We start from the raw sequence: 22,207 nt of genomic DNA, 5'->3' as shown, positions 1-22,207 counted from the left end.
ATCACCTTAGTTTCGGCGATTCCAGAAATAATAGCCTGCCGTCGCAAAGATCAATGTAAAGCCAATGAACAGTAACACATTAGAATTTTTCTCCCCAGTTTGAGGGAATGTCTTCACTGTAGGACTAGATTCTTGAGAGCCACTTGGAACGGTTGGTGTTTCCGGTTGTTCCGGCGTACTTGGTGTGGTTGGCACTTCTTTTGGTGTTAAGGTTTGAGATTTTTCTTTCAAATCTTCATTGTGTTTCCCATTGATGTTTCCATCTTTATCATAATTGATTTCCGCAAAAGTAAACTTGGTTCCTTCTGGATACTTTCCGGTATCTACTTTTTCAGCAGGCACGTTTTTGGTGAATTCTTTGTTATTCACTTCGTAATCAATTTTTCCAGAATTCCAAATTTCTTTGGTCGTGCCATCTGGTAGTAGTGCATACAGAATTGTTTCGAAGGCTTCTTTTGAGCCATCCAGTACATCATGGGTAATGGATACATCATCAAACATATCCACCACATCACCATGAGTAAAGGTCTGAGAACCGTCTTCTAGGTGCGCTTTTGTTTGGATGGAAACATGGCGTTCCACCGTACAATTAACAGTTTGGGCTTGGTTATTCAAACTAGCATCCTTTGCTACTGGCTCATCGCCTGCTTCAAAGGCTTCCTTGTTTTCATAGACATAGTTGAACAAAACAATGGTTTTATCCAAAACTTGTTCGGCGGTTAATTTATGCAGAATTTCCCAAGTTCCTGTTTTTTCTTTGTTCGCCAAGGTGGCCGTCGTTTCGGCAATTACCACTGGTTTGGCTTTTTCATCTTTTTCTTGGGCAACTTTTGTCGTTTCCACATCAATGGCTTGTGCTACCACATACCAGTCTTCTTTGATTTCATGCAAGTTATAGCTCAACTTATCAATTAGCTCGGTAGAATCAAGGGTAGTCAATTCTTTGTCCCCGTCTTTCCAAGTCGCAAGGGAAGTCAAACTATCTTCTTCCTCAGGCAAATCATAGAGCATCAAACGGTTCAAACTAACCGAAAATGCTTTGTTCGTCAGCTTCTCGTAAGGAACGATCACCGTCTTAATCGGTTGTTTTTGACCTTGTTCGGTAATGGTAAAGACATACTCACTCTTCACAAAGTCTTCTTTATTTTCTTTAAAAGTAGAACGGATTTCTAATGGCGTAATCTTTTGAAATCCTTCTGGGGCTTCTACTTCTTCAAGTAAATAATCCCCATAAGGAAGATTTTCAAACTTGCCATAGCCATCAAAACCTAGTTGCTCGTTATAAGCTGTGGTCGCTTCATCTTCAGCGCCTGTAATTTCATTGGTTCCTTCTAATGGCGACACTTTAAAGGTCAGATCATTAAAGCCAGTTTCGGCAGTGCCCGCAGCTGATCCAGCAAATTTAAAGAAATCAAAACCAAAGCGAATCACTTGTTCTTTTGCCGTAACATCTCGGGTAATCACAGCATTTTTTTCGCTATCATCCACCTTTTTGATGGATACAGGATACTTCGTTTCATCCAAGGTATATCCTTCAGAAGCCTTGGTTTCTTGCCAGTAATACTCATTAATGGCTAAATGTTTAACGGCAACTTGATTCTTTTCATCTAAAGTCAAAGTTACGGTTTCATCAGAAGCTTTCGTTCCTTTCACGAATTCTGGTTTAAAAGCCTCACTCCATTTAACCGCTTGACCATCTTTTGCAGTAAAGAGAGTATATTCAGCTCCTTTAAACTTAGCTTTCCCTTGAGTTTCATTACCGGTATCTTTGTCTTCTTTCGTCAAAGTGGTTTCACCAGTAATTTCTTGGTTTTGCCTTTTGACATTATTGGTAACAAGGGCTACGGTTTGATTGGCATACTTCAATTCGACTTTTACTGGTTTAAAGGTATTCACAAAGCCATTAGATGCTTTGGTTTCGGTCACGTAGTAAGTTCCCAATTCCAACGCATTGGCAATCTCTTTTGGTGTTTCTGCATGACCGTTTTCATCCGTGATCATTTTTTGAACGATTTCACCAGTGGGACTGTCTTTGCGAATGGCAAACGTATTACCAGCTAATGAGTAATTGTCATTCCAAAGATCACTCCCTGTTTCAACTCCGGTTTTATCCAGAATGATTTGACCTTTTTCTCGCGTGTTTTTTGAAGTCACAGAAATGGTTTCGCCTGCTTTAATCGTGGCAGTCATGGGGGTAGTATCAATCGTATAAGGCGCTGGCACTGATTTTTCAGTAATAGTTACCTTTGTACCGTGAGGAATCCCATCTAAGAAAGCAACGCCTTCTTTGTCAGTAGTCACGTCTTTTGCAGGTAAAGATTTTCCAAAATCTAAATGGAAAACCGTCCCTGGTACAATAGCACCTGATTCTTTATCAACTTTTTTGATTTTTAAAACTCCCTCCGTTTCCACATCAATTTTGACTGTGTAAGTGTTCGGTTTATCAATCGCCCCAGCCATCAGGGTTTGTTGACCGGCCATTTTATAGGCAACCGGTGTTCCAATTCCAGCAGATTTCTTAAGCGTCAACACACCACTTTCTTTAGAATTAGCATTTGGGGTGATGACCAATTGATTGCCATTGACACGATAATCAATATTTGCGGTATTCTCCACAACTTCATCGAACTCTGACAAGTTCAAATTATTCGTATCCGTTACAGTAGTCGATTGACCTAACACAGTTTTAGCCGTGCTATTGTGGAAACTTGGTTTCTTCTGATAATCGGAAATAGCTTGATTAATTTTTGCCTCAATGGCTGCGATATTTACAGCACTGCCATCTGGATGATTCATAGAGTGAAGTGTATACCCATTGGCCTCTTGCCAGATCATCTTTTGAGCAACCATTTGTGTATCAATGTCTGTACCGGCATTTTGCCATAAAACTGAAACTAATTTGGCTTTCTCCGGCATATCAGGCAATGGATTTTTCTCATAACCAGGAGTGAACTCATTGTAAATTGGCACTCCTGGTTCAATACAGAAAATATCTTGTTTCTCCCCATTATAGATAGCATAATGAGGAACAGTTACCTCAGATAATGTTCGACCATCACTAAAAGTTCCCTCAACAGAATAAAGATGGGACTGATCACTATGCACGGTAACCGTTTGCGGATGAGTAATCTCATCGGCAAAGGCAATCGTAGGACCAATCGCTCCGCCAATGGTTTGACCCAACAGAGCTAAAGTCGCAAATAATCGCCAATTTTTAAATCTTGGCTTTTTCATAAAATAAAATCTCCTTTCGTTTTTGGGTAATAAAAAAAGACGTTCAAATTTGTAGTTTTGAACGTCTAATCTATCGAGTTACTATTTAGTTTTCTTTGTTTGAGATAAGTTATTTCTTTGTTTATAGATTTTGATTCTTCGATAATCAAATCCTATTTCTTCCATTAATTCCTCCCAAGATTTGTTTGTTCTTCTCAATATTGTGATCGCTGACGGAAGTTTATCTGACCTTGATAGCTTACGGAATTTTGTCATTGATAAGTCTTCTTCAAGCCCTAATCGAATAATTTCTTCTCTCAGCTCCATCAATAATTGAAAGTCAGTTAATAAATTTTTCTGTTCCCTTTTTCTAAACAGTGGCCGTACATCACCAACTATTTTTTTCAACGTACTTAAAGAAGGAACATCTCTACCAACTGATTTTGTTTCGTAATTTCGCTGTGAACGAATTTTTTCATCACTTATAAAGCTTTCTACTATTTCCATCAATTTGTCTTCTGGCATCTTAGCCCATTTTCCATAATCATTTTTTTCAAGGCCAATACTCTCTAGCAAGTTCTCCCATGACCCATATTTCTGATTGATGAACCAAATACTTGGTGATTCATTGGGATATTCTGCTAACTTTTTCTGATATTGTCTCGTAGATGTAATTCCGTATTTTTCGATAAAATTATTAATTGTTAAAATCAATTTTAAGTCACTTTGATTCTTCCAAATAATTCGACCATCGATCTTATCCATTAAAAAATCTCCTAAAAATATTTAGAGAATATCTATCACACTAACTTTTTATCACCAAAGTATATGTTTTGCCTTTTTTTGAAAACTGGTACCTTTTTATCCTAAGGGGTTAAAAATATGATAAATTCGGTAAATGTTTTGGTATTTTTCGTATTAAATTTGTCGTCAGACTGACTACTAAATTTTGCCCTATTTTGACGATACTGTTAGTCAATATCGGACAATCTAGGACATTCTGGGGGAATATAAGTAAAAAATGGTCCAAAACAGCCAATTCAGGCTTAAAACTGTGATAGAGAAAAAAGAAAAAGCCCTTGATATACAAGGACTTTTCACAGATTTTAGAGATTTTAGGATTTCTTCCGTTATTATCTTCTAATTTCTTTGATACGAGCTGCTTTTCCGTGTAATGCACGTAGGTAGTACAATTTCGCACGACGAACTTTACCGTAACGAACAACTTCGATTTGTGCAACACGTGGTGTGTGTAATGGGAAAGTACGTTCAACACCGACACCGTTAGAAACTTTACGTACTGTATAAGTTTCGCTGATACCTGCGCCGCGGCGTTTGATTACAACACCTTCAAAAAGCTGGATACGTTCCCGCGTACCTTCGACAACTTTCGCATGAACACGGATCGTGTCACCAGGGCGGAAAGCTGGGATGTCTGTACGCAATTGTTCTTGTGTCAATTCTTGAATCAATGGATTCATATTTATCATTCTCCTTATTCCCAAATATTCTTAAGAACCCTGTCTCAGCGGAATATCGTAATAGATGAGCTCTGCACTCACCAAAATATATTAACATATCTAAACACTTGCTGTAAAGATAAAATTCTTGTCATCTAACTTTTCTCTTGATTTTTTTCTTCCCGCTCGATCTCTGACAGCATTTTTTTCATTTCATCCGTCAAAGGATATTTTTCCAACAAATCCGGGCGGCGCAAATAGGTTCTCCGCAAAGATTCCTTCAACTGCCATTGTTCGATCAAACGGTGGTTGCCGTTAGTCAAAACTTCCGGCACTTTCATACCGGCAAATTCCGCTGGTCGCGTATATTGTGGATGTTCCAGCAATCCGCTGGAATGAGAATCGGTTTGCGCTGATGTCTGGTTTCCTAAAACTTCCGGCAACAAGCGGACGGTAGCATCGATCATCACCATCGCTCCCAGCTCGCCGCCAGTCAGTACGTAATCTCCTAAAGAAACTTCATCCGTCACCAATGTACGGATCCGTTCGTCATATCCTTCGTAATGTCCGCAAATAAAAATCAGATGTTCTTCCTGCGAAAATTCCTCTGCCATTTTTTGGTTGAAAGGCTTGCCGGCAGGATCCATCAAAATGATTCGTTTTTTTGTTTGGGTCTCTTCTTCGATCGCCTTTAAATTGTCGTAAATCGGTTGGACTTTCAGCAGCATTCCTGCGCCGCCGCCGTAAGGATAGTCATCAACTGTTTTGTGCTTATTATCGGAGTATTCCCGAAAATTAGAAAAATTGATCTCCAACAGATTTTTCTCTCTGGCTTTGCCAATGATCGATTCTCCCATCGGACCTTCAAACATCCGTGGGAAAAGAGTCAATACATCAATCCTCATCGTCCAACAACCCTTCTGGAATCTCAACTTGGATAACACCATTTTCAAGATCGATTTCTTTGACTACCGATTCGATATATGGGATCAGCGCGTCCTTCTTGCCTTTTCGTTGGACCACCCACACATCATTGGCTCCTGGAGATAAGATTTCTTTGACTTTGCCAAGTGTTTCGCCTGTCTCATCCACGACTTCCAGACCGATGATCTCATAATAATAAAACGCGTCTTCTTCCAAATCAGAGAGCTCGTCTTTAGATATTTTCAAAATGCCGTCGCGGAATTTTTCCACGTCGTTGATGGAAGGATAACCTTCAAACGACAACAGGTCAAAATTTTTGTGCTTGCGATGGGACGCGATCGTTAATGTCAATGGTGCTTGTTTTTCACGAAAAAGTACTAGCTGATTGCCTTTTTGATAACGTTCTTCCGGAAAGTCGGTTTGTGAGATCACACGAACTTCCCCGCGGATCCCTTGAGTATTGACGATCTTTCCTACATTTAAATATTCCGTCACGATATATCCTCACTTTAATTTAGTTTTCTTGACCCATTTTAGCATGGTTGCTGGTTGAATTCTAGGATTGGAGAAATCTTTCCATCCTTCAAAAGAATTCTCCTATCTGCAACTCTTTTATTTTCCTAAAAGATCCCCCGAAGCTAGTCGAAAAACAGCCTCGAGGGATCTCTACTTGATTTATTGTTTGTATCAATCAGCCATTGAAACTGCCATTTCCAATGCGGATAAATAATCTTGATGTGTTACTGTATATACCACATTGTCTTCTTGCCAGACGACTTGGGCAGCGCGATAATCTTGCGTGTTTAAATCGATCGTCACTTGTCCTGTATCTTTTGGTGCCGGCAGAAACGCTTTTTCTAGATATTCTACAACATCTTTGGCGGTCTCATCCGGTGATTGTCCTTCTACATTGCTTGCGCGAACTACAAGTGCCCAATTCCCTTCTTGCCAATTCAGATAAGAAGAACCGGCGGCACCTTGCTTGTACCCAGTGATATCGTGACCTAGGTCGACTTTTTGTCCGCCTTTGTCATACACTGCATTTACGGCTTCTTTAGCTGCCTGCTTGGTTTTGAAGGTTTCTTTGCGATAGCTTGCGATCGGCTGTTCCTGATTCAAACGATTATGATTCAATGCCAATGGTTCATCCATACTATAATAAAGAACAGACAGTTTTTGATTATTGCCATCGCTGGCGATGTTCAATGCTTGGTTATTCTCATGAGGAATCTCGGAAGGAAATTCAGTTTGTGGGAATTGTTTTGCCAATTCCTTACTAGCATCTGCCGTTTCTTCCGATGAAGAAACAGGTTGAGATGTTTCCGCAGATTCTTTTTGTTCAGTTGTGGTTTCTTTGGTTGAGCTCTTCGATTGATCAGTACTGGTTTGAGCAGATGAACTTGTTAAAGAACTTTCTGCATCACTTCCAGTACTAGACGTTTCACTGGAGGACTCTTGCCCTTGACCACAGCCGGCTAATACAACAAGCAGACCGATAGAGATCCAGAATTTTTTCATAACGTTCCCTCCTTTATCTCAAGGGTAACGTTTTCAGAAAAAAAAGACAATTAATTCGAACTGTTGTTACTTTAAAAGTTGTTGGAACCAATCAACAAACTGTTGGGATTTTTCCACAACGAAATCTTTTGCTTGTTCAAAGTAGTGAGGCAATTGGCTCATATCAAAATCAGAGACCCAATGTTGTACCCCCGTAAAGATTGTATCTCGAAAAGTCCAAAGCAGAAAAACGATGACTAAAAAGCCAACGAGACGCCAAATGAATGAACTGATTTTAACTATTAAATAAATAAGCAGTATAACAATGAGCCATACGATTATTTGTGTCATTTGTCTTCCCTCCTCTTTTTATTATCGCTGATTTGTCTTGTTTTTGCATGCGACTTGAGTCGGAGTTGAGTGATCATTATGTTTTTTTAGAAAAAAAATTCCAACGATCAAAAATCGTTGGAATCTACTCTTATTCTTTGCCATCTAAGATATTCAAGCGGACTTTTTTCGGTCCTTGGGTACGTACACCATAAACGATGGTGCGGATCGCTTTTGCAACACGACCTTGTTTTCCGATGATACGACCGATATCTTCCGGAGCTACTGATAAGTTGTATTCATAGAAATCATCTGATTCAACCACATCTAAAGTGACTTGATCAGGATAGGTAACTAAAGGACGGACGATCGTTAAGACTAAATCTTTCAAATCTGTCATTGTCTTGCACCTTATTTCTTAGTGAATTTAGCTTCGTGATGTTTTTTCATAACGCCTTCTTTTGAAAGGATGTTACGAACTGTATCAGAAGGTTGTGCCCCTTTTGATAACCAATCTAGAACTAGATCTTCTTTAAGAGTTACTTCTGCAGGGTCTTTCAAAGGATTATAAGTACCTACAGTTTCGATGAAACGTCCGTCACGAGGAGAACGTGAATCTGCTACTACGATACGGTAAAAAGGACTCTTTTTAGAACCCATGCGTTTTAAACGAATTTTTACTGCCATTACGATTACACCTCCATTAGTCTTAATCACAAATGATAGTTTAACAGCTTTTGTCTAAGGTGTAAAGAGTTTTTTCTTTACAGTATAAATTTTTTTCTTTAAACATATCTTTTGTCAAAAATGATTTTTGTCGTTAAGATTAAATAAGAATAATAAAGGAGGAATTGCTATAATGACAAAAACAATCGGTATTTTAGTAGGAAGCTTGCGAGAAGGTTCCTACAACAAACTTGTGGCACAGAAATTTGCTGAACTTTTACCAGACGGCTATGAAGCCAAATTTATTGATTTTAGTGACCTGCCTTTTTACAATGAAGACCTTGAAGTAGAAGGAAAAGTTCCTGAAAGCTGGACTCGTTTCCGTCAAGAGCTTCAAAGTGTCGACGGCATTTACTTCTTTACTCCTGAATACAACCGTTCCGTACCCGGTGCTTTGAAAAATGCGCTGGATGTCGGTTCCCGCCCTTATGGACAAAGCTCTTGGGATGGCAAACCTGCATTAATCGTCAGTGTTTCGCCTGGTGCGATCTCCGGTTTTGGCGCAAACCATCACTTACGTCAATCCCTTGTCTTCTTGAATATGCCGACACTGCAACAACCAGAAGCATATATCGGAAACATTGCTAATCTGTTGGACGCAAATGGTGAGATCTTGACCAGCACTGTCGACTTCTTCCAATTGATCACAACAAAATATATCGAATTCTTTGAAAAATTAAAAGGCTGAGGATCACTCAACCTTTAATCTTTACGGCACGCGATCTTAGGATGGCGTGCTTTTTTTATCGGAAATTTTGCGGTAATGCAGCTCATAAAGCTGTTCCATTTGTGTTGTGTCAACTAATTCAAGACGTTGATGGTAATCCCCTTCTTCAAACAGCCGCTTGCCTTCTCCCAATAGCACAGGAGCGATTTGGATCCACCATTCATCGATCAAGTCCGCTTCGATCAATGGTTTCAACAGATTCCCGCCGCCTACGATCCAAATCATTTTTCCTTCTTGCTTTTGCAGCTGTTTCAAATAATCTACAGGATCTTCTGAGACCACTTTTGCCTCGGGAAGCTGTTTCAGCTTGCGGGAAAAAACGATCACTTCTTTCTCTGGGTAGAAAGGCGTTCCTTCCGACAATTTTTTTGCTTCTTCGTATGTCTTGCGGCCCATCACCATCGTGTCGAACTGCTGATCAAAAGCGGCATAGGTGGTTTCGCCTGTAGGGGTATCAAAAAGCCATTGTAGACTGTCGTTGCTTTCTGCCAAATAGCCGTCTAAACTGATTGCTCCGTAAAAAGCGATTTTACGCATGGTTCTCCTCCTTTTTTGTAACTCTGGTATCTTTTACCTTTTCATGACAGGGACAAGTCAGCAAATGATCATTGACCATCCCTACCGCCTCCATAAAGGCATAGATGATCGTTGTGCCAACGAATTTGAAACCTCTCTTTTTGAGATCTTTAGAAATCTCATCAGACAATGGTGTCTTTGTTGGAACTTCCGTGACTGTCGAAAACTGATTCTCAATAGGCTGAAAATCGACAAATTTCCAAAGATAATCAGAAAAACTGCCAAATTCCTTTTGGATCTCTAACACACACTGAGCATTCGTGATCGCGGCTTCGATTTTTCGGCGATTGCGGATGATCCCGCTGTCTTGCATCAATGTTTCGACTTTCTCCTCATCAAACGCCGCGACTGTTTCAATAACAAATCCTTCATAGGCGACATCAAAATTTTCCATTTTATTCAAAATCGTATTCCAGCTTAGACCGGCTTGATTCATATCTAGAACGAGCTTACGAAAAAGCTGTTGATCACCAAACTCCGGTACTCCCCAAACTTCATCATGATAGGCCTGCATTTTTTCATTGGATTCCGACCAAGGACATCGTTGCATCCGATCCCTCCCTTTTTGCTATTTACTTTTATCAAAGCCAGTTTATCAAAAAATCGAAAAAAAAGATTGCTTTTCAAACTGTACTATGTATACTAGTACACGTAGATACACTTTGCAGAAAGGAGTTTTTCAGATGGTTTTAATCAACAAAGGCAGCAGCAAGCCCTACTATGAGCAACTAGTGCTGGGAATCAAAGAAGATATTTTACATGGCGTATTGAAACCTGGTGACCAACTGCCTTCGGTCCGGGAAATGGCCAAGCAATTGCTGATGAACCCTAATACAGTCAGTAAAGCCTATAAAGTTTTAGAAACCGAACAAGTATTAGTCACTGTCAAAGGCAAAGGGACTTTCGTCAAACAGATGACAGATTCACCTAGAGATGAAATCCGGATCTTACAGTTGAAAGAACAACTCAAAGAAATAGTGATCGAAGCCTTGCATCTGCAGATCACGCAAGAGGAATTGATCACTTGGGTCAAAGAAGCCGAAGAAAAGTTAGGAGGACAGTAGCATGAAAATTACGAATCTATCAAAAAAAATCGGACAAAAACAAATTTTGGAAAACATCGATTTTGACCTTGCTCCAAATGAGATCGTAGGACTGGTGGGCAGAAACGGGTCGGGAAAAACGACATTATTCCGCACCATCGCGGGTCACTATTTGCAAGACACTGGTTCGATCACCATCGACAATAAGCCGTTACAACAAGAACCTGCGTTAAAAGCCCAGATCTTTTATATCGACGAGGCGGATAATTTTTTAAAAGCCTACTCCTTGAAAAAAATCAATGAATTTTATCGAGCAGCTTATCCCACTTTTGATCAAGATCGCTTTCTCGCGTTGACAAATGAACACCAGCTGCCGCTGCATCTTTCCTATCGTCGGATGTCAAAAGGAATGCAAGGATTATTCCAAATGATCTTAGCCATCAGTTCCAATGCGTCTTATTTATTATTAGACGAACCTTTTGATGGCTTGGACGTCATCGTTCGCAAAAAAGTGATCAGGTTGTTATTGGAGTATGTCGCTGACGGGCAGCGTACTGCGATCATCGCGTCACATAACCTGCAAGAATTAGAAGGGATCATCGACCGTGCGCTATTGATCAAAGGACAAACGATCGTTAAAGATTATCGTCTGGAAACGATGCGGGAAACGGCGAAAAAATTCCAAATGGTCTTCAAAACAAAAAAAGTACCGCAAATCGTCAAAGATCATTCAAAACTGATCGCTTATCAAGGCCGTGTAGTAGTGGTCGTTTTTGAACAGTATACTCCGGAACTGGCTGCCAAGATCTCAGCAGAACAGCCGATACTCTTTGAAGAATTACCATTGTCACTAGAAGATCTATTTGAAGCAAATCTAAACAAGGAAGAACTTTACCGATAGGAGGAACGATTGATGCTTACAACGATTTATCAAAAACGCTATGGCAAGATTTTGATTGGCTTCATGCTGCTGATCATTGGCTGTTATGCACTGGATGGCTACAATAATGTAACTTCGTGGCACAGAACGAATGACTATTATCAATCTGAAAAAACCAAAAGCGATTATATAAAAAATACGGAAGAATATACCTACTGGGATGATAAGGAACAAAAAGATATCCCATTTCCTTCTTATGAGGAATATATAGCTCAACAACTGTATGTTTATCGATCTGTAAATGATTCTGGTGAGGTACTTTCTGATCAAGAAAAAAGTCATGATTATAATAATAATGAAATATACAGTCGTATTTTAAGCGGTGGGTTTTCTCGATTCGTGATCCTTTTCGTCGCACTTGCTGGTTTCTTGCTCTTTTTTGTAGATGAAAAAACAGCTTTTAACCGCTTTTTATTCTCGTTACCTGTCAGTCGTAAAGAACTGTTCCTGAAAAAAATGACTCACGTAGCTTTGCCGCTTCTGGCTTCAGTTATCTGCGGGCAGCTGCTTTACACTTTCATTTTCTATTTTGGGATCCCTCAGCCTTATATGAATGTAGATCTGACTCGGCTGCTCTTTTCTGCCGCAAATAATTTCAGTTTGATCGTTTTGGCTTTTTCTTCAAGTATCTTTATCGGCTCAATGGTAGGCAATCTTATTTTTGGCCCTCTTACATGGTTGGTGTTTATCGGTTATACTACCTTGATACCGCAAACTATTGATCATTACCGATATTTGATAAACCTAGCTCGAGGCAATGACCATGACATTCTATCTAATTTAAGTGAGCAACTTTTTGCTTACGAAATTGGTAAAAACAGCGGTCGTTGGTACATGGGCGTACTGATGATTCTTCTTAGCGTTCTATTTTTACTCTGGACATATCGCAATTTCCGAAAATTATCGTTAGAACATGATGGAGATTATCTATTGCACGCGCATTCTCGTTTTCCAGTCTTTTTATTCATGACTCTGTTTGTCTTTTTCATCCAAAATACTTTCTTCAGCAGCTGGAGTGCTTATTTTTATAGTCTTTTAGAAAAAGACAAAATGTCGATTTTTTCACCGCTTATCCATAGCTTACTGGGTTTATTAATCGTTGCTGGGATCTGTTTTACTATCGTTTACTTTTCCAGTATCAAGACTTGGTTTCGATTACGCAAAGAACGCAAACTGGCGCTAAAATAAATGCTTGATTTTTGCAGAACTATCTAAAACTTTAATCTATGGAGAAAATAATGAAAAAATGGCTTTGGTCTTTGGCAGTGATCTATCTTGTACTGCTTACTTGGATCATTCTTTTCAAAATGTCGTTAAGGATTCCTCCTTTAGGACACTATCGAATGATCAATATGATCCCATTTGCTGATCCGGCGATCATCAATGGCAAAGTCAACCAAACTGAACAGATCTACAATTTTCTGATTTTTGTTCCTGTTGGGATCTATTTGTCGCTGCTTTTCGGCTCACGCTTTCTAAAAAACAGTTTGATTATCGCCGGAATCAGTCTGTTTTATGAAGTAATGCAATACATCCTAGGAATCGGCGCCACCGACGTTACTGATCTTTTGCTGAATACGGCAGGCGGAATCGCTGGACTTTTCATCTTTTGGTTATTGAAAAAACTGTTAAAGAAAAAAACTGAACCTATACTTCTGATACTTGCTACTGTTTGCACCATATTATTTATCAGCTTGTTTTTGGTTCTTTTCATTGCAAATCATCGATAAAAAATACAGCGTTGTGATAAGTCTTCATTATCACAACGCTGTTTTTAGTATCGCGAAAAGCGGCTGTTTATGCTGATAATCACCTATTCCTGTGATAGAATCCGATATATATTGATAATGAATATCAATAAGGATTGAAAAAACAGGAGGAGAAAAATGGAATTATTTATTACACTTTTAATTATTTTACTTTTCGTTGGGTTATTGTTCTTTTTGACTCGGCTCAGCAAACGACACGTTAAATTTTCAAACCGCGTCTTTATCGGACTAGGGATCGGGATCATCTTCGGCGGGATCCTTCAACTGATTCTAGGTAATGGCGACAAGAGCATCACTTCTGCTATGTCATGGATCAACATCGTCGGCAGCGGCTATATCGCATTCTTGCAAATGTTGGTAGTGCCTTTAGTCTTCATCTCTATCGTTGGTGCCTTCGTAAAAATGAAAGTTTCTGAAAAAATAGGAAAAATCAGCTCGACGATTTTAGTTACCCTTTTAGGAACTACCGCTGTCGCCGCTTTTATCGGATATGGGTCAACGATTTTATTCGGGTTGCAAGGCGCGAAATTCTCTGAAGGAGCAGCAGAAACCGCTCGGATCGCTGAACTTGCGACACGACAAGACGCAGTCGCCAACTTATCGATCCCAGAACAGATCATCTCCTTTATTCCTAAAAATGTATTTGCGGATTTTGCCGGCACTCGTCCAACAAGTACCATCGGCGTAGTAATCTTTTCCGCATTTGTCGGGATCGCTTATCTCGGTGTGAAACGCAAAGCGCCAGAAGAAGCGGCTTTCTTCGCAAATCTGATCGACAGCTTATATAAAATCATCATGCGTATCGTTACTTTGGTTTTACGTCTGACACCTTATGGAATCCTTGCATTGATGACCAATGTGATGGCTACCAGCAATTTCACTGCCATTATCAACCTTGGAAAATTCGTGATCTCTTCTTATGCTGCGATCATCGTGATGTTCCTGATCCATTTGTTGATTCTTTCATTCGTGAAGGTCAATCCGTTTGTCTATATCAAAAAAGCTTTCCCAGTATTGAGTTTCGCCTTTTCATCCCGCTCCAGTGCTGGTGCTTTACCATTGAACATCGAAACACAGCACAAAGCGTTAGGTGTAGATGAAGCTTCCGCAAACTTTGCCGGCAGTTTTGGTCTGTCGATCGGACAAAACGGCTGTGCCGGAATCTATCCGGCAATGTTGGCAACGATCGCCGCACCAACTGTCGGGATCGATGTTTTCAGTCTTGAATTTGTTTTGACATTGATCGCAGTCGTGACAATCAGTTCCTTCGGTGTTGCCGGTGTCGGCGGCGGCGCGACCTTTGCTTCATTGATCGTTTTAGGTTCATTGAACTTGCCTGTTGCGATCGTTGGTTTGGTGATCTCCGTAGAACCATTGATCGACATGGCTCGGACAGCATTGAATGTCAGCGACAGCATGGTTGCCGGTTTAGTGACAAGTGCTTCCATCAAAGAATTGGATCGTGACACCTTAAACGACGACAGCAAACTTGTCAGCGAAAATATCTAAAAAATGAAAATTGCTTCTTATTCTACCGCTTTTCCAAATTTATTGGAAAGCATGGAATAAGAAGCAATTTTTTAGTCTTCTGGCCAATCTTGGAATCGTTCCACCTTCATTCGCAATCGGTACTTCTCCCTAAGAGCCGCGATCTGCGGCATCCATTCTGATTTATGATGACGATCGATGGCTTCTTCATTCTCCCAGCGATCGATCAAAAGTACGGATTCAGGATCTTCTGCCGGGAAAAAATAAGCGTAGGACTCATTACCGGGTTGCGTGCGGACCCCTTCAACGATCTTGCGTTCCATCATCTCTTCCGCAAATTTGCGGGCATTGCCGTCTGTTCCTGTGTACAGGATATTTACCGTGATACTCATCTATTTCTCCTTTCAAAAAAAGTTGTGAAAAAGAAGGATTCCTTATTTTTCACAACTATTATTTTTATTGATACGCTTATTTGCGTTTTTTCTTTTTCTTCTTGTTTTTCTTCATCATGCGGTTCATCGCCATCTTGCCCAGCTTGCCTTTAACGCCGCTGCCGAACATTTGATCCATACCAGGGATATTCATATCGCCTTTCGACATTTTTTGCATCATGGTACGGGCTTCTTTGAATTGTTTGATCATCCGGTTGACTTCCACCACGCTGTTTCCTGAACCGGCGGCGATCCGACGACGACGGCTTGGATTCAGCAAGTCAGGATTTTCCCGTTCCGCTGGAGTCATTGAAAAGACCATCGCTTTTTTACGCGCGACATCTTTTGGATCGACTTTGACATTTTCGATGCCCGGTACTTGATTCATTCCAGGGATCATTTTCAGCAGATCTTCTAACGGACCCATGCCCATCACTTGATCCAATTGTTCGATAAAATCGTTGAAGTCGAAAGAATTTTCCTTCATTTTGCGGGCAAGTTCTTCCGCTTTCTTTTCGTCATAGTCCTGTTGGGCTTTTTCGATCAGCGTCAGCATGTCACCCATACCTAGGATACGGCTGGCCATTCGATCTGGGTGGAAAACTTCAAGGTCTGTCAGTTTTTCGCCAGTACCAGTGAATTTGATCGGCGCACCAGTCACTTGGCGGATCGATAACGCCGCCCCGCCACGGGTATCCCCATCTAGTTTTGTGATGATGACCCCGGTGATGCCTAATTGTTGATTGAAACTTTCAGCAACATTGACCGCGTCTTGCCCGGTCATCGCGTCAACGACTAATAAGATTTCGTTCGGTTGAGCGACTTCTTTGATTTGTTGCAATTCTTCCATCAATGCTTCATCGATGTGCAGACGACCGGCCGTATCGATCAAGACATAGTCATTTTTCTTTTCACGAGCGACAGCCATCCCTTGACGCACGATCTCCACAGGGCTGACATCGGTTCCCATATCAAAAACCGGTACGTCTAACTGCTCGCCCAATACTTTCAATTGGTCGATAGCGGCTGGACGATACACGTCTCCTGCGATCATCAATGGTCGGGCTTTTTCTGTTTTGATCAAATGGTTCGCCAATTTACCGGCAAAAGTCGTTTTCCCGGCCCCTTGCAAACCAGCCATCATGATAACCGTCGGGATCTTCGGTGATTTCTCAATACCGACTGTTTCCGAACCTAATGTTTTGGTCAATTCTTCGTCGACGATCTTAACGATTTGTTGCGCTGGAGACAAGCTCTCCAATACTTCTGAACCAACTGCACGTTCCCGTACATTTTTCGTAAATTCTTTGACGACTTGCAAGTTTACGTCGGCTTCCAATAATGCCAGACGGATCTCCCGCATCATCTCTTTTACGTCTGTTTCAGTGATCTTTCCTTTACGACGCAGCTTGCTCATTGCTTGCTGCAATCGCTCTGTTAAATTTTCAAATGCCATAGTTGTTCATTCCTTTATTCATCGATTTCTTGGATTTGTTTGATAAGATCCGCCAAGGTCTCATCTTTAGGATAATGCTCTGTCACATATTGTGTCAGTCGATCCAATATTTCCCCGCGGACAATATAATCGGAAAATAAATGCAGCTTTTTTTCGTAATCTTCTAAGATTTTTTCCGTACGTTTGATATTATCATAGACTGCCTGCCGGCTGACCGCGTATTCTTCCGCGATCTCTCCTAATGAAAAATCATCTGCATAATACAGCTCCATGTAATTCATTTGTTTTTCCGTCAGTAACGTCGAATAAAATTCAAAGAGGGCGTTCATGCGATTTGTTTTTTCGATTTCCATCAACTACCTCCATTAATTCCTGCCAATTTTCTTCAGAGTAAACGTCCATACCTTGTGCAAGAAAATAGGCCGTCGCTACACCTACGCCATCTTTCTTCGCACCTGAAAAGGTACCGTCATAAATCACTCGGCTCCCGCAAGAAGGGCTGCGTTCTTTTAAAACCAATTGAGTGATGCCTGACGCTTGTAATTTTTCATAGGCGATCTTCGCACCTGTTTTAAATGCTTCCGTGACATCTTCTCCATGATCAGTGACGACTCGTGCCGTTCCATTCCAAACATCAAAGCCGTTGCCGCCCACGATCTCAGCCGGGTCACGAGGGGTCGGCAAACCGCCGAGGACCTCTGGACAGACCATTTGTGCCTGACCTTTTTGGACCAGTTCTATGAGTGCTGGGATTTGTTGCGTTTCGCCGTCATATCGACAGTAAGTACCGCCTAAACATGCGCTGATACCGATCATGAAAAAACACCTTCATTCATTGTTTGTCAGACCAATGCTTATTATAGCATTTAATCCACAAAGACAATAGTACCTAATCACAATAGTATGCTAAAATAAGAATACAAATCCAGAGAATTTGAAGGAGTTTCCTATGAAAAACGTATTGATCGTCGATGATGAACCTTCTATCATTCGGCTTTTGACTTTCAATTTAGAAAAAGAAGGCTATCAGGTGACTTCTGCCCTTGATGGAGAGACTGCTTTTGAGCAGGCTGTGACCGGTATTTTCGACTTTATCATCTTAGATGTAATGCTGCCGTCGATGGACGGTATGGAAGTCACAAAAAAATTGCGGCAGGAAAAAATCGATACCCCGATCCTGCTATTGACTGCAAAAGATGACACCATTGATCGGATCTTGGGACTTGAGATCGGCGCCGATGATTATCTGACGAAACCTTTTAGTCCCCGTGAAGTGATTGCTCGTATGAAGGCGATCTTCCGCCGACTGCAGCCTCGTGTTTCTGAAACAGCGGCGCCTGTCGACAATCAACTATTACAAGTCGGCGAGATTCAAGCCGACCTGGCGAATTATCAAGTGACCGTCCGAAATGAAAAAATCTTCCTGACACCAAAAGAATTCGAGCTGTTGGTTTATTTCATGAAGCGTAAAGACCGAGTGATCGATCGGGATACATTATTGGATCGAATCTGGAATTTTGACTTCACAGGCCAAAGCCGGATCGTGGATGTCCATATCAGCCATTTGCGGGAAAAAATCGAAAAAGACCCTAAAAATCCTGAATATTTACTAACGATCCGCGGTTTTGGGTATAAATTTCAGGAGCCGGAAAAATGAAAAAGCGCTGGTTTGAAACGTTCGCTTGGATCCTCTTATTATCAGCGATTTTTTTTGGTGCCTGGCGCTTGATCAGTAATTTTTACCAACAACAGGTTTTAAGCCAGCAAGAGCAGTATTTAGAAAAAAAAGCCGACTTGTTGATCCGCCTATCAAAAAACGGCGCCGATCAAACCGAACTGATGCGTTTAGCAGAAAACTATGTAGAAAATTCCGATGAACGGGTGACATTGCTGAATAGTGACGGAGAGATCATTTTCGATACCTTTGATTCTGATCTTTCAGGCACGCGTTCTGACCGCCCCGAAGTCCAAGCGGTCCTTTCCGGCAGCAAGCTTGGTTTTTCAGTTCGGTACAGCCGCACGCTAGACCAAGAGTTGCTGTATGTAGCATTACCTCTAACGGTAAAGAATCAGCGGACCGGGATTTTGCGGATCGCTGAAGCGACAGCCGGTTTCTTAGCTCACGCGGAGGCCGTCAAACGATCGATTTTGTTTGTTTATCTGCTGCTTTGTCTCTTGATCATCCTGCTACTTATGTATTTTTTACGGCAAAAAAATCGCCCCATCGAAACAGTCTTGCCTGTCTTAAAAAAGGTCGTAGCTAATCCGAAACAATCAGAAATGATCTTACAAACTTCGCCGCAATGGGAAGAATTGTATCAGACAGTCAATCAGCTAAGCGAACAAATGAGCCAGACCTATCGAGCTTATACAGCGACTGAAGAACAATTGTACACATTGTTGAATGAACTGATGATCGGTGTTTTTATCATTGATGAACAGCATCGATTAGTCATGATGAACCATGCGATGCAAGAACAATTGGGGATTTTTCAGGAGCCGGAGCTGAACCGCAATTTTGCCGAACAGATCAAAGATACTCAGTTGATCCAGTTGATTTATCACGTCAATGAACAGACGCCTTTCATCCATGAAGAAGTCACGATCCGTGAACCTATCGAACGGGTTTTAGATATTAATTTGCGGATCTTCAATGAACAACGCCAAATCTTGGGGATCTCTTACGATTTGACAAGGATCCGTCAATTAGAAAAAGTACAGCAGGATTTTGTCGGCAACGTTTCTCATGAATTGAAAACACCGGTGACCTCGTTGATCGGCTTCACTGAAACGTTGTTGGAGGGCGCCAAAGACGATCCTGAGACATTGACGGAGTTTTTAACGATTATGCAAAAAGAAGCCAAACGCTTGGAGCGCTTGATCCAGGAGATCATCCAGCTTTCCCGAGGCGAACAAGATACCCATTACGCTATCGAAACTATTCAATTATATCCTTTGATCAAGCAATTGATCGCGGCCTATCAAACTTATATCGATGACAAAAATCTGACGATCGTCATCGAAGGAAATCCGCAAGCAGAGTGGCCGACAAAGCTGGAGCTTTTCTATCCCATCATCAAAAATCTGGTGGAAAACGCGATCCAATATTCACCTGCTGAAAGCAGCATCACTATCCGGTATCAAACGACCAATACATTGACTATCACTGTCAGCGATCAAGGGATCGGTATCGATCCTGATGATCAGCAGCGGATCTTTGAACGCTTCTATCGTGTAGATAAAGCTCGCAGCCGTCATTCCGGAGGTACCGGATTAGGTTTGGCGATCGTCAAAGACTACACCCAGCGCTTACAAGGGACTGTCACAGTAGAAAGCCATCTAGGTGTTGGCTCGACTTTCCAAGTGAGTCTGCCAAAACTGATAAAATGACTAACAGCCAAACGAGACATCTATTTCTCGTTTGGCTGTTTTTTATTTTTATGCGTTTATTTTTCTATTTTCACACTAGTCAATTCAGGCATTTCTTTTTCCAATATTTCTTCAGCGAACTGCAGGTCTTTCAACCAAGGAAGCAGCTCTTCTTGATTTAAAACAACTGGCATTCGATCATGGATCGGCGCAACGGATTCATTTGCGGCAGTGGTCAAGATGATACAGCGGAAACCATCTTCAAATTTTTTGTAGAAACCGGCTAAATAAACCACATCGTCTTCTTTCAATAAAAATTTTTCTTTCTGTTCATCCCATTCGTAAAATCCCGATGTCGGAAAGACACAGCGGGTTTCTCGAAAAGCCTTGGCGAACATTTTCTTTTCCATCACCGTCTCACTCCGTGCATTGATGATCAGTTGTCCTTTGCGAAATCCGTGGAAGCCCCACGTCATATCCGCTGCATCTACTTCCTCATTTTCTCCTAAAATCATGACTGGCACTTCATTTGAAGGAAAAATCTCACCCGTCTTCACTGAAAATCCCTGTTCTTCCAAACGTGTCAGCAACTGCTTGATCACTGGCGCTGTCCTATTGATCAAATATCTTCCGCACATGGAAATGCCCCCTTTTATTTCAGGGTACCGAAGAAAAAAATCGCCGTCAAAGAAAAGGCTTTTCAGCAAAAGCGGTCGCTTATTTTTTGGCTAATGGGATCCGTAATTCTACTTCAGCGTCCATCGGGTTGCCATTTAATAAAGCTTCTACCACAAAGGTATCTTCTTGATAAAGCTCTGGATGTTCTGGTAAAATCTTACCGAAAAACTCGCCGATCAACTGGTCGAATAATAGCCGACTTGGTCCGCCTTGTGCGGTTAATACGACATATTCTCCGGCTGGTATGATCCGTTCTTCCGCTTCTTCGTCGCCTGCTGTCGTATTGGCACCAGCAAAATATTCCAGATGATCTTTTTCCGTCGTACTCAGCGCGTAGCCGATCCGGTCTCTGCTTTCTGCCATCAGCTTGCCGAACTTGCCGCTTTGAGCTAATGAAGAAAAGTGACTGGTTTTCTTGTCGGAAACTTCTTTGATATTTTCCATCGTTGGCAGCGGCAGATTGGCTGCATAGCCAGTAATAACTGTTTCTTTAAACACTCGAATTTCATAGTTTGTCATTTGTTTGCCTTCTTTCTTTTACTATGAGTATACTATAACTAAAAAAAGTTGACATCTTATTGTCACCTTTAATGAAAAGGAAAAAAAATAATGCGAATCGAACGATTGATCAGTATGATAATGATTTTACTCCGTAAAGAGATGGTTTCTACGAAGGAGTTTGCCGAGATCTTCGGGGTATCTACCCGGACGGTCCTGCGAGATGTGGAAGCTTTAAGCCTTGCGAACATCCCGATTTATGCTCAGCGAGGACGCAATGGCGGGATCGGACTACTGCCCAATTACAAAGTCGATAAAAAATTATTGACAGCAAAAGATATCCAAAATCTGCTGGTGGCGCTAAAAGGTGTCGATCAGCTGATCGAAAGCACAGAAATAAAAGCCACGATTACCAAAATCAAAGCCATGCAAGAAGATCAGCCTAACAGCGACACCTTATCGATCCAATATGGAAACTGGCTGGGGACGGCGGAGTTAAAAGATTTAGCGAATCGCTTGAATCAAGCGATCTCTGAACATCACTACGTTGACTTTGATTATTTTGATCGTAAAGGGCTCCCTAGTAGAAGGACCGTCGAACCTTATCATTTGTTGTACAAAGGCAGTCGCTGGTATCTACAGGCTTTCAGTTTGGAACGTCAAGATTTCCGCACCTTTCGTTTGTCTCGAATGGCAGATATCCAAATCAAAAAAGAAACCTTTGAGCCCCGCAGTTTCGAACCTAAACCAATGGGATTGCCGACGGATCTGTATCCAGAGTTCGCTAAGGTTACTTTGCAGGCAGATCATTTGATCCGGGATGTCATGATCGAACGCTTTGGCGCCGCCGAGATCACTCCTATCAATGAAAATTCATTTTTGATCGATCTGCGCCTTCCCAAAACAGAAAATGCCTTTCGTTTCATTTTATCCCTCGGCAAACACGCGAAAATCATTAAAAGTGAAGGAACTTTTTTGACAGAATTTCAGGACTATTTGCAAGATCTCACTCAACTCTACAATAAATAATAAATACAAAAAACGATCCGAACGATCGAAGAGATCTTCCGTCATCTGACGTT

General features: G+C 41.2%; 26 protein-coding genes. 9 read left to right on the top strand and 17 right to left on the bottom strand.

Translation table 11 applies throughout. From position 1 onward, the window contains the following. Window positions 1-6 precede the first annotated feature (6 nt). The 9 genes from fss3 to rpsP all read right to left on the bottom strand — a co-directional run bounded on the left by fss3 (window position 7) and on the right by rpsP (window position 8,111). Complete coding sequence (gene fss3, locus EFB00_RS09630; protein WP_122646607.1) at window positions 7-3,234, bottom strand: fibrinogen-binding MSCRAMM adhesin Fss3; 3,228 nt, start codon at window positions 3,232-3,234, stop codon at window positions 7-9. A gap of 81 nt (window positions 3,235-3,315) precedes the next feature. After that, window positions 3,316-3,978 carry a hypothetical protein gene (locus EFB00_RS13450; protein WP_010708791.1) on the bottom strand — a complete coding sequence of 221 codons (663 nt, stop codon included), beginning with the start codon at window positions 3,976-3,978 and terminating at the stop codon, window positions 3,316-3,318. A 368-nt stretch (window positions 3,979-4,346) separates the two neighbouring features. Continuing rightward, entirely contained in the window at window positions 4,347-4,694 is a 348-nt protein-coding gene (gene rplS, locus EFB00_RS09615) for a 50S ribosomal protein L19 (RefSeq protein ID WP_122646606.1), read from the bottom strand. Between the two features lie 134 nt (window positions 4,695-4,828). Continuing rightward, window positions 4,829-5,578, bottom strand: coding sequence for a tRNA (guanosine(37)-N1)-methyltransferase TrmD (gene trmD / locus EFB00_RS09610; protein ID WP_122646605.1), 750 nt, complete (start codon window positions 5,576-5,578; stop codon window positions 4,829-4,831). Next, complete coding sequence (rimM, locus tag EFB00_RS09605) at window positions 5,568-6,092, bottom strand: ribosome maturation factor RimM (RefSeq protein ID WP_122646604.1); 525 nt, start codon at window positions 6,090-6,092, stop codon at window positions 5,568-5,570. The genes trmD and rimM overlap by 11 nt, the downstream gene beginning before the upstream one ends. 192 nt (window positions 6,093-6,284) lie before the next feature. Beyond that, complete coding sequence (locus EFB00_RS09600) at window positions 6,285-7,115, bottom strand: hypothetical protein (protein ID WP_122646603.1); 831 nt, start codon at window positions 7,113-7,115, stop codon at window positions 6,285-6,287. A 66-nt stretch (window positions 7,116-7,181) separates the two neighbouring features. Beyond that, window positions 7,182-7,445: a hypothetical protein gene (locus tag EFB00_RS09595; protein WP_122646602.1), complete on the bottom strand. Its 264-nt coding sequence runs from the start codon at window positions 7,443-7,445 to the stop codon at window positions 7,182-7,184. A gap of 130 nt (window positions 7,446-7,575) precedes the next feature. Then, window positions 7,576-7,824, bottom strand: coding sequence for a KH domain-containing protein (locus tag EFB00_RS09590; protein ID WP_122646601.1), 249 nt, complete (start codon window positions 7,822-7,824; stop codon window positions 7,576-7,578). 11 nt (window positions 7,825-7,835) lie between these two features. Further along, complete coding sequence (gene rpsP, locus EFB00_RS09585) at window positions 7,836-8,111, bottom strand: 30S ribosomal protein S16 (protein WP_048604817.1); 276 nt, start codon at window positions 8,109-8,111, stop codon at window positions 7,836-7,838. Window positions 8,112-8,283: 172 nt separating this feature from the next. Between rpsP and EFB00_RS09580 the strand changes: the two genes are divergently transcribed. Continuing rightward, complete coding sequence (locus EFB00_RS09580; protein WP_122646600.1) at window positions 8,284-8,838, top strand: NADPH-dependent FMN reductase; 555 nt, start codon at window positions 8,284-8,286, stop codon at window positions 8,836-8,838. Window positions 8,839-8,874: 36 nt separating this feature from the next. Here EFB00_RS09580 and EFB00_RS09575 read toward each other — a convergent pair whose 3' ends face one another. Continuing rightward, the gene (locus EFB00_RS09575) at window positions 8,875-9,414 is read right to left on the bottom strand and encodes a dihydrofolate reductase family protein (RefSeq protein WP_122646599.1); all 540 of its coding nucleotides are present in this window, start codon (window positions 9,412-9,414) and stop codon (window positions 8,875-8,877) included. Further along, window positions 9,407-10,003, bottom strand: coding sequence for a DNA-3-methyladenine glycosylase I (locus EFB00_RS09570; RefSeq protein WP_122646598.1), 597 nt, complete (start codon window positions 10,001-10,003; stop codon window positions 9,407-9,409). The genes EFB00_RS09575 and EFB00_RS09570 overlap by 8 nt, the downstream gene beginning before the upstream one ends. Window positions 10,004-10,136: 133 nt before the next feature. Between EFB00_RS09570 and EFB00_RS09565 the strand changes: the two genes are divergently transcribed. From EFB00_RS09565 to EFB00_RS09545, 5 genes are all read left to right on the top strand, one after another. Further along, window positions 10,137-10,517, top strand: a complete 381-nt coding sequence (locus tag EFB00_RS09565; protein WP_122646597.1) for a GntR family transcriptional regulator — start codon at window positions 10,137-10,139, stop codon at window positions 10,515-10,517. 1 nt (window position 10,518) lies between these two features. After that, complete coding sequence (locus EFB00_RS09560; RefSeq protein WP_122646596.1) at window positions 10,519-11,397, top strand: ATP-binding cassette domain-containing protein; 879 nt, start codon at window positions 10,519-10,521, stop codon at window positions 11,395-11,397. A gap of 12 nt (window positions 11,398-11,409) precedes the next feature. Further along, window positions 11,410-12,624, top strand: coding sequence for an ABC transporter permease (locus EFB00_RS09555; protein WP_122646595.1), 1,215 nt, complete (start codon window positions 11,410-11,412; stop codon window positions 12,622-12,624). Window positions 12,625-12,674: 50 nt separating this feature from the next. Further along, window positions 12,675-13,166, top strand: a complete 492-nt coding sequence (locus EFB00_RS09550; protein WP_164709455.1) for a VanZ family protein — start codon at window positions 12,675-12,677, stop codon at window positions 13,164-13,166. 156 nt (window positions 13,167-13,322) lie between these two features. Beyond that, complete coding sequence (locus EFB00_RS09545) at window positions 13,323-14,714, top strand: L-cystine transporter (protein ID WP_122646593.1); 1,392 nt, start codon at window positions 13,323-13,325, stop codon at window positions 14,712-14,714. 71 nt (window positions 14,715-14,785) lie between these two features. On the opposite strand, the gene EFB00_RS09540 is transcribed toward EFB00_RS09545, so the two are convergent. The 4 genes from EFB00_RS09540 to EFB00_RS09525 form a co-directional block, all read right to left on the bottom strand. Continuing rightward, on the bottom strand, window positions 14,786-15,085 hold the full coding sequence (locus EFB00_RS09540; RefSeq protein ID WP_122646592.1) for an antibiotic biosynthesis monooxygenase family protein: 300 nt from the start codon (window positions 15,083-15,085) through the stop codon (window positions 14,786-14,788). Window positions 15,086-15,161: 76 nt separating this feature from the next. Beyond that, window positions 15,162-16,580 carry a signal recognition particle protein gene (gene ffh, locus EFB00_RS09535; RefSeq protein WP_122646591.1) on the bottom strand — a complete coding sequence of 473 codons (1,419 nt, stop codon included), beginning with the start codon at window positions 16,578-16,580 and terminating at the stop codon, window positions 15,162-15,164. 14 nt (window positions 16,581-16,594) lie between these two features. Next, window positions 16,595-16,933: a putative DNA-binding protein gene (locus EFB00_RS09530; protein WP_122646590.1), complete on the bottom strand. Its 339-nt coding sequence runs from the start codon at window positions 16,931-16,933 to the stop codon at window positions 16,595-16,597. Further along, the gene (locus tag EFB00_RS09525; protein ID WP_122646589.1) at window positions 16,893-17,396 is read right to left on the bottom strand and encodes a 2-thiouracil desulfurase family protein; all 504 of its coding nucleotides are present in this window, start codon (window positions 17,394-17,396) and stop codon (window positions 16,893-16,895) included. Before EFB00_RS09525 ends, EFB00_RS09530 begins: the two co-directional genes overlap by 41 nt. Window positions 17,397-17,529: 133 nt before the next feature. On the opposite strand from EFB00_RS09525, the gene EFB00_RS09520 reads away from it, so the two are divergent. Together EFB00_RS09520 and EFB00_RS09515 are read left to right on the top strand one after the other, a co-directional pair. Then, on the top strand, window positions 17,530-18,237 hold the full coding sequence (locus EFB00_RS09520; RefSeq protein ID WP_122646588.1) for a response regulator transcription factor: 708 nt from the start codon (window positions 17,530-17,532) through the stop codon (window positions 18,235-18,237). Beyond that, window positions 18,234-19,970 carry a sensor histidine kinase gene (locus tag EFB00_RS09515; protein WP_122646587.1) on the top strand — a complete coding sequence of 579 codons (1,737 nt, stop codon included), beginning with the start codon at window positions 18,234-18,236 and terminating at the stop codon, window positions 19,968-19,970. The genes EFB00_RS09520 and EFB00_RS09515 overlap by 4 nt, the downstream gene beginning before the upstream one ends. 56 nt (window positions 19,971-20,026) lie before the next feature. On the opposite strand, the gene EFB00_RS09510 is transcribed toward EFB00_RS09515, so the two are convergent. Both EFB00_RS09510 and EFB00_RS09505 read right to left on the bottom strand, forming a co-directional pair. After that, window positions 20,027-20,587, bottom strand: coding sequence for an SOS response-associated peptidase (locus tag EFB00_RS09510; protein WP_122646586.1), 561 nt, complete (start codon window positions 20,585-20,587; stop codon window positions 20,027-20,029). Window positions 20,588-20,666: 79 nt separating this feature from the next. Beyond that, complete coding sequence (locus EFB00_RS09505; protein WP_122646585.1) at window positions 20,667-21,146, bottom strand: GyrI-like domain-containing protein; 480 nt, start codon at window positions 21,144-21,146, stop codon at window positions 20,667-20,669. Between the two features lie 90 nt (window positions 21,147-21,236). Between EFB00_RS09505 and EFB00_RS09500 the strand changes: the two genes are divergently transcribed. Continuing rightward, window positions 21,237-22,154, top strand: a complete 918-nt coding sequence (locus EFB00_RS09500) for a helix-turn-helix transcriptional regulator (RefSeq protein ID WP_122646584.1) — start codon at window positions 21,237-21,239, stop codon at window positions 22,152-22,154. Window positions 22,155-22,207 lie beyond the last annotated feature (53 nt).

It is taken from the genome of Enterococcus mediterraneensis, from assembly GCF_900604485.1.
GTDB classification, from domain to species: domain Bacteria; phylum Bacillota; class Bacilli; order Lactobacillales; family Enterococcaceae; genus Enterococcus_C; species Enterococcus_C mediterraneensis.
Note: the sequence above shows the minus strand (reverse complement) of the source record. Positions and strands in the feature narration are given on the sequence as shown.